The organism is Flavisolibacter ginsengiterrae DSM 18136, from assembly GCF_059568575.1.
The window spans coordinates 1-7,388 of the sequence record NZ_JCANTR010000043.1 but is presented as its reverse complement, the minus strand read 5'-3'; the positions used below and the strand labels follow the sequence as shown (position 1 = coordinate 7,388).

The window sequence follows — 7,388 nt, the reverse complement described above, 5'->3', positions numbered from 1 at the left end:
CATGTTACTGTGGCACAGCTCCCTTTCCTTACGAGTCAGGGACAAGTCTTAAACTGAAAACTAAAGTCGATCAGCATGCTGACAAGCACATGAAAACTTTGCTTGATCTTTCTGCAAAAACCGCTATTCAACATGATAAAGAACTAAGAGATTATTATTTAAAACGATTAGAAAAGGGGAAATCAAAAATGAGTACCATTAACATCGTTCGAAATAAGATCTTATATAGAATGTTCGCTGTGATTAAACGTCAAACACCATTTGTTGAGAGCTACTTAGAAACTTTTTTGGCAGTTTGTAAACCTTAGAATACAGGGCGGCACAGAGAGGAGCACGGAGAAAATAGTTTGTAGTTCGTAGTTTGTAGTTTGTAGTTGTTTAGGTTGAAGATGTTTTTTTATAACGGACATTTCTTAGGAGGAAGGAAGGTGGTTCGCAAGCTCACCAGAATTTTGAACCACGGGGACACTTGGGACACTGAGAGAAAAAGGGAATTTACCACAAAGACGGAAAGACGGAAAGGAGCGCAAAGGGGGTTCGCAGGCTCACTAGAATTTTGAACCACAGTGACTCGGGGGACAGAGAGGGACATAAGGGAGTTTGTAGTTTGAAATTTTTAGTTTGTAGTTTTTTAGGTTTCAGAGGATTTTCGATAGCAGGCATTTAATAGGATGAAATATTGAGTTCGCAGGCTCACTAAAAAAAGTTTATCACATTGACACATAGGGTGCATATAGGCACATAGAATTGCCTTAAGATCAGAATTTTTTAATTCTTTCTTCTTAGCGCTTCTTTGTGGCTTTGTGTTTTTGTGGCCAAGTTTACCACCATAGGATAAAGAAGATAGTAGAGAGCTTTGAACGTAGCTGGCTGAGGGCAGTGGTTAGCTGGTTCTTGACAGTTTGCTCGGACAATTGGAGCTGCTGCGCTATATCGGCAATGGTAAGGTGACCAAACCTGCTTAGCCTGAATATTTCCTGCAGTCGCGGGGATAACTGGCTGATGGCTCCATGCAGTTTTTCCTGGAGCTCCTTGGCATACAACTCTTCCTCGGTTGTTAATTCCATAGTGGGAAGAGTAGAAACCTGGTCAGCGTATTTTTGATGGTTGCTGTTTTTTCGGATGTGATCAATAATACGGTACCGCACCGCGGCAAATAAAAATGCACGCAAGGATACATTGACCTGGATATGTTCCCTCTCCTGCCAGAAATGCACAAATAAATCATGAATGATATCACGGGCTTCCTCTAGTGATGAGAGCCGTGCTGCGGCAAACTTGATGAGCTGTGGTGCGTATTGTTCATACAACTCCGAGAAGGCTGCTTCGCTGCCCTGCTGCAAGCGAAGGATGAGTTCTTTGTCGTTATATGGTAGGGTTGAATTCAAACTGGTGATTGATAGTGATGGTTTGGTAAAGAAAAGAAAATTATTGGAAATGTTATTTTGGTAGACAAGAAATGAGGGTGAGGTGCTGCGCAGGGGTGCAAGGAAATTGAACCACGGAGACACGGGCGACAGGGAGGAACACGGGGAAGATTGCCGCAAAGACGCGAAGGCGGGAAGGAACACGAAGAGAAGTTTATAGTTTGTAGTTTGTGGTTTGTAGTTGTTTAGGTTGGAGATGCTTTTTGATGGCAGACATATCTTAAGATGAATAAAGAGGGTTCGCAGGCTCACTATTTATTTTACCACATAGAGCACAAAGGATACACATAGGCACATAGAAAGTTTATAGTTTGCAGTTTTTAGTTTGCAGTTCTTTAAGTGGAAAATGCTATATAAAAGCAGTCATTTCTTTGGACTAAAAGGATGATGATAAGCCTGTCTTGAGATTGTTGATGGATTCTGTAATTCTATCCACCAAATCAATCCCGATAGTTCAATAACCCATGTTGACTTGCCGTATGCAGATTACGCCAAACACGATTTATTTCTGTCTCAGGGTTTATAGCCATCATTCCGCAATAAGGATATAATTCATCAACAAGGCGTCTTGAAATTAATGCCAATTCCCGGCTTTTTTCACTGAGTTTGTTCAATTGTTCCGGTGAAACAGATCTCCGCGACGTACATTCTTCCCATGCTGACTGCACAGCTAAATAAAATGACTCCCTGGCTTGTTGCAAATTAGTTTTGGCCCCATTTAGTTTTTGTTGTAAAAGTTTTAATGATCCTGTTGCATAATTTTTATATGCGGCCTTTTCTTTTAAGATTATTTCGCAGAGATCAAGAAAACGACAACCCATACCTGAACTGTTTACAGCTAAAGTGGCTTCTGCAAATTGTAAAAATGGAAATTGATAAATAGGATGATCTAAGAAAACCTGCCTGGGATGAATAATGAAACACCTGTTTTGCGGAACATAAAGTTTATTTACTTCAAAACTGTTGCTGGCAGTAGCGAGCATGCCTATGCTCTTCCAATCTTTATGTACGGTTACTTCATTTCTTAAAAAAAGAAATGACCTGATCATGGGGCTGCCATTTTCATTTTGCATGGCATTTCCATTTTTTTCAATAATACAATTGGCTGTAAATGCCGTAGCGTATGGTGCACCGGTTGCATATTTCCAAAAGCCCGTTATTTCGTAACCCTGAGATGTAATTTTTGCAACACCAGATGGATGGCCGCTGCCTGCAAAACAGGTTTTATCGTTATTGAAAATATCTTTCACTACTTCGGGTTGCAAAAACCCGATGAACCAATTGGCTCCACTGCAAAGAGTGACCGTCCACCCCGTGCTGCCATCCGTCCAGGCGATGCCTTCCTGAATTTCTAATGCACCAGGTAATGAAAGCTCCAAACCATTAAATTTTTTCGGCACAAAAAGATTGAACCATTTTTGCCCGTAGATTGCCGCCAATTGATCTGGATGCAATGATCCCATCTGTTCTGCTTTTACAGACGACTCACGGATAATATCAGACACTGCCGGATCAATGAATGCAGATGGATGTGGTATTTCGTTCATTTTGGTGATCAGTTAATTGCAAAAGAAGTAAAGAAATTTTCCCGCCGCACAATTTTTCTCCATTGATAAAAGCCCTGGATGGCTACAACAAAAAGAAATAAAGTGAGTGCAGCAAAAAGTGGAAGTTGCTTGTACCATAATAATGGCATGGCAAATGCATTTGATATATTCAGCAGTATCCAGTTTTCTATTTTGCGTTTCGCCAGCAACCACATGCCAGCCCAGGCAGTGGCGCTTACCCATGCATCCCAAAATGGAACAGTTGAAGGAGTAAAATTCTTTGGCATCAGGGCAAGCAATGCAAAACTTATGGCTACAATCAACATCACAGTTATCCAATCTTTACGATTGCAATAGCTGATCTTTACCAGTGGCAGGTCTTTCTTTTTTATCCAATACCACCAACCATAAACACTCATTATAACATAGTAGCCGTTCAGCAGGCATTCTGCATACAACCCTGCTACAGTCAAAATATAAATGGAGATCAAGGTGCCTGCTATACCCGTTGGGTAAAGCCAAATTTTATTTGCTTTCGCAAACAATACTTCTGCTACACCAAGACAAACAGCAACCCACTGCAACCAGTCAGTTGTCTTCATTTGTTGTAAAAGAAGATTCCACCAATGATGTAAACTCATAATGATTTTATTTTGTCCCTACGCCGGCATTACCCGGATCAGGTGTTTGAAAGAAACAGTCTTAATAAAAAACTTCTTTCAATGGGTATAATCTCAGCCTTCTTTTCATTCTCGTTTGATTGCTATCAGGACGAAAAAAGGCACCCCTTTTGAGTAAAGCAATGCAAATGTAACCGCTAAATATGTCTTCGTATTAAAACATCTGCAATTCATATTGAAACCCTTTCAAGATACTTTGAATGAAAATTCATCTTGTTGAAATCCTACAGTTAAATTGTATTACCCATGATTGAAAGCGCAGGGTTAATCATTATTTCACAGCTATATATAAGGATTTGCCATTTTTGAAAAGTTGTTGGTTGGAAATCCAGATTATCTTTTAATGCCTGGTCAATCATTTTACTGCATCAGGGAGCCTGTTAATCGCCACTCAGATAGTCTAATACTTTTTCCATGGCGGTATAGATCATTTGAAGTTCCTGGGAACTGATGCAATAGGGAGGCATGCAATACAAAACATTGCCAAGGGGTCTTAATAAAACTTCACTATTGAGACAAAGCTGGTATATTTCTTTACCAATGTTATTAAAGTAAGAGCTATCCCCTTCATTGAGTTCTATGGCGAGAATGGTGCCGCGGTGACGGATATCCCTGATGGCAGGATGACCCTGCATGGATTGTACAAACCAGGCATGGGAACCTGAAATTCTACAGACCTGCTGGAGAGTGGCTGATTCACGGAGTATTTCAAGACTTGCTAATGCTACTGCGCAAGCGAGTGGATTGGCAGTATAGGAATGACCATGGTAAAAAGTCTTATGCAGTTCAGGTGAATTAAATGCCTGAAAGACCTTGGTGATGCATGCGGTGACACCCATTGGCAGATAGCCACCGGTTAGTCCCTTGGACAAGCAAACCAAATCAGGGGTTTGCTGCAGGTAGTTCATCGCAAACATTTTACCTGTACGGTAAAAGCCCGTCATCACTTCATCTGCAATACATAAAACACCGAAAGATTTTACAAGTGATAAAACTGCATCAAGATGTTTGGGCTTGTACATACGCATACCAGCAGCCCCCTGGACGAGCGGCTCAAAAATGAAAGCAGCGATATCACCTGCATACAGCAATGACTCTAGTTGCTGCAGGCATTCCGAAAGATTACCAGCATTGGGCAGGGGTATGTGCACTACATCGAAAAGCAATGATTGAAAAGGTGCTGTAAAAAGGCTGCGTGCACCCACGGACATGGCGCCAAAAGTATCGCCATGGTAAGCGCCTTCAAATGCTATAATCTTTGTCTTTGGCTGTCCCTGGTTGGCCCAGTACTGCAATGCCATTTTTAGCGCCACTTCCACCGCGGTGGATCCATTATCGGAATAAAATATTTTACTGAAATTGCCCGGGAACAAGGACAACAATTCATTAGCCAGGGTTATTGCAGGCGTGTGTGTGAACCCGGCAAAGATCACATGCTCCAGCCGGGTGGCCTGCTCTGCCAGTTTTTTATTGATAAAGGGATGGGCATGCCCGTGCAGGTTGACCCACCAGGAGGAGATGCCATCGATAAATTTGCGGCCATCGGAAGCAAAGAGCCAGGCGCCTGCACCATGTGAAATGTGTATGGGAACCGGCGCTCCTGACAATGGAGTAAAGGGATGCCAGGTTGATTCTTTGTCAGCTTGAACAAAATCCATGAAGTAATCTTTTTAACTGCGAAGCAATACAGGCAGCATAGAGCATGAGGTTGCGGCCAGAGGTATCGTCAAAATGAGGTATGGTTAGCAATTTGGTAAGGCCACTGTGTTGAGTGATGTACCTGCGGGAGGTGGTAACTTCCCTGCCATTAAATATAATTCCCGCTATACTTAGGCCTGCTGTACGCAGGGCATGTATAGTGAGCAAGGTATGGTTGATGCTACCCAGGTAATCCTGGGTGACCAATACCACCGGACAGCCTAACTGCTTCATCAAATCAATATTGGTAATGCCATTACATAATGGCGAGAACACACCTCCCGCAGTTTCGATGATCATACCATTGGTAGTGGAGGGCAGTGAACAATGTTCTATTTTAATTTTGATACCTTCTGAAGCTGCCGCAGCATGGGGAGATACAGCTTTTTTCAAACGGTATGCTTCAGGGTGTATGGTGGTTACAGGATTGGAAATATGGTTTTGCACAAAATGGCTGTCCGAAGCATGAAGGTCGCCGGCCTGCACAGGCTTCCAGTAATCAAAATGAAGTGCTTCCACCAGCAAGGTGGAAGCCATGGTTTTGCCGATGCCGGTATGAATACCTGCCACTACAAGTTTCAAGACGCTGAGGGATTTGAAATGGAAGAACTGTTATACCCCGTATTCAACTCCCTGCTGAATGCCGGGCGTGGATGGAGACCTAAAAGTTCTAATAGTGACAGATCAGCCCCTATGCCAGGATTGGGGGTGGTCAGTAACTTATCACCGATAAATATGGAGTTGGCCCCGGCCATGAAACACAAGGCCTGTTCTGCCAGTGACATATTGTTTCTACCTGCTGAAAGTCGTACAACAGTACGAGGCATGAGTATACGCGAGGTTGCAATCATTCTAATCAAATCAACAATATGTACCGGGGGCTGATCTTCTAAAGGAGTGCCTTTAACAGCGACCAGTGTGTTAATGGGTACAGATTCGGGATGCTGCTGAAGTGTAGCCAATGTGAGTAAAAGCCCAATACGATCTTCGTTTGTTTCTCCCAGCCCGATTATGCCACCAGTACATACTGATAGTCCGGCGTTGCGCACATGCTGCAGGGTTTGCAGCCTGTCATTATAATTGCGGGTGGATATGATTTGAGTGTAATACTCTCCCGATGTGTCGAGGTTGTGATTGTAGGCATAGCAGCCGGCTTCTTTGAGTCGCATGGCCTGGTTTTCGGTGAGCATGCCCAGGGTGCAGCAAACCTCCACTCCCATCTCATTAACTGCGGTAACTATTTCGAGGACACGGTCAAAATCACTATTGTCACGTACCTCGCGCCATGAAGCGCCCATACATATGCGTGAGGCGCCTTTATCGCGGGCCTCGCGGGCCAGCGAAAGCACTTCTTCTTTCTTCATGAGCGCATGCACGTTGATGCCTGTCTGGTAGCGGGCAGCCTGGGGACAGTAGGCGCAATCTTCGGGGCAGCCACCAGTTTTGATAGACACCAGGCTGCTTAATTGCACTTCGCCTGAGGTGTTATATTGGCGATGGATGGTGGCGGCATCATAAAGAAGATCAAGCAGGGGCCTGTTGTATATTTCTTCAATTTCTGTTCGGGTCCAGTCTGATTTTATGGGCATGGTTGGGAATGAATATTTGAAGAGAGGTTAAGGTGTTGGGTTTTGGGCATTTGTGATTAATGATACGTTTCCAAAGGTTTGGATGAGGATAAGACGATTTGAGATTGGGTAGGTACTATTGGGGGGAGGGGAACTTGCCTTCGGCAAGTTTTATTTATTCCTTTTGGCATTGCCCCAAAAGGAACCCTTTGTTTTAATTCTATCATTTTTACTCAACATTATTACTACTATTATTTGGGGGTGCAGGGGGTGTTAAAAACAGCTCTCTGTGTTAATAACTTTATTAGAAAAGTGGGCAGGGTGAACTATAAAAGGACCAAGTTTTCCAGAACTATTTTTTGTATTAGTCCCTGCCCCACTTCTCTATACTCCGAGGTCCAACTAGAATTATCTCTTTGAACTATCAAAGGTTTTTTTGACTAGGAGTATTTTTTATAACTATTAAAA

7 protein-coding genes are annotated in these 7,388 nt (G+C 43.0%); 1 reads left to right on the top strand and 6 read right to left on the bottom strand.

The annotated features are described in order from the left end of the window. The coding region (locus tag BP74_RS21365; RefSeq protein ID WP_496377558.1) for a transposase at window positions 1–308 on the top strand (308 nt) is incomplete at its 5' end. Between the two features lie 513 nt (window positions 309–821). On the opposite strand, the gene BP74_RS21360 is transcribed toward BP74_RS21365, so the two are convergent. The 6 genes from BP74_RS21360 to bioB all read right to left on the bottom strand — a co-directional run bounded on the left by BP74_RS21360 (window position 822) and on the right by bioB (window position 6,941). After that, entirely contained in the window at window positions 822–1,388 is a 567-nt protein-coding gene (locus tag BP74_RS21360; protein ID WP_496377556.1) for an RNA polymerase sigma factor, read from the bottom strand. 479 nt (window positions 1,389–1,867) lie between these two features. Continuing rightward, window positions 1,868–2,974, bottom strand: a complete 1,107-nt coding sequence (locus BP74_RS21355) for an acyl-CoA dehydrogenase family protein (protein ID WP_496377554.1) — start codon at window positions 2,972–2,974, stop codon at window positions 1,868–1,870. 8 nt (window positions 2,975–2,982) lie between these two features. Next, window positions 2,983–3,615, bottom strand: coding sequence for a nicotinamide riboside transporter PnuC (pnuC, locus tag BP74_RS21350; protein ID WP_496377553.1), 633 nt, complete (start codon window positions 3,613–3,615; stop codon window positions 2,983–2,985). A gap of 419 nt (window positions 3,616–4,034) precedes the next feature. After that, window positions 4,035–5,312, bottom strand: a complete 1,278-nt coding sequence (gene bioA / locus BP74_RS21345) for an adenosylmethionine--8-amino-7-oxononanoate transaminase (protein ID WP_496377551.1) — start codon at window positions 5,310–5,312, stop codon at window positions 4,035–4,037. Further along, window positions 5,293–5,934: a dethiobiotin synthase gene (gene bioD, locus BP74_RS21340; protein ID WP_496377549.1), complete on the bottom strand. Its 642-nt coding sequence runs from the start codon at window positions 5,932–5,934 to the stop codon at window positions 5,293–5,295. The genes bioA and bioD overlap by 20 nt, the downstream gene beginning before the upstream one ends. After that, the gene (gene bioB / locus BP74_RS21335) at window positions 5,931–6,941 is read right to left on the bottom strand and encodes a biotin synthase BioB (protein WP_496377547.1); all 1,011 of its coding nucleotides are present in this window, start codon (window positions 6,939–6,941) and stop codon (window positions 5,931–5,933) included. Before bioB ends, bioD begins: the two co-directional genes overlap by 4 nt. Between the last annotated feature and the right edge of the window lie 447 nt (window positions 6,942–7,388).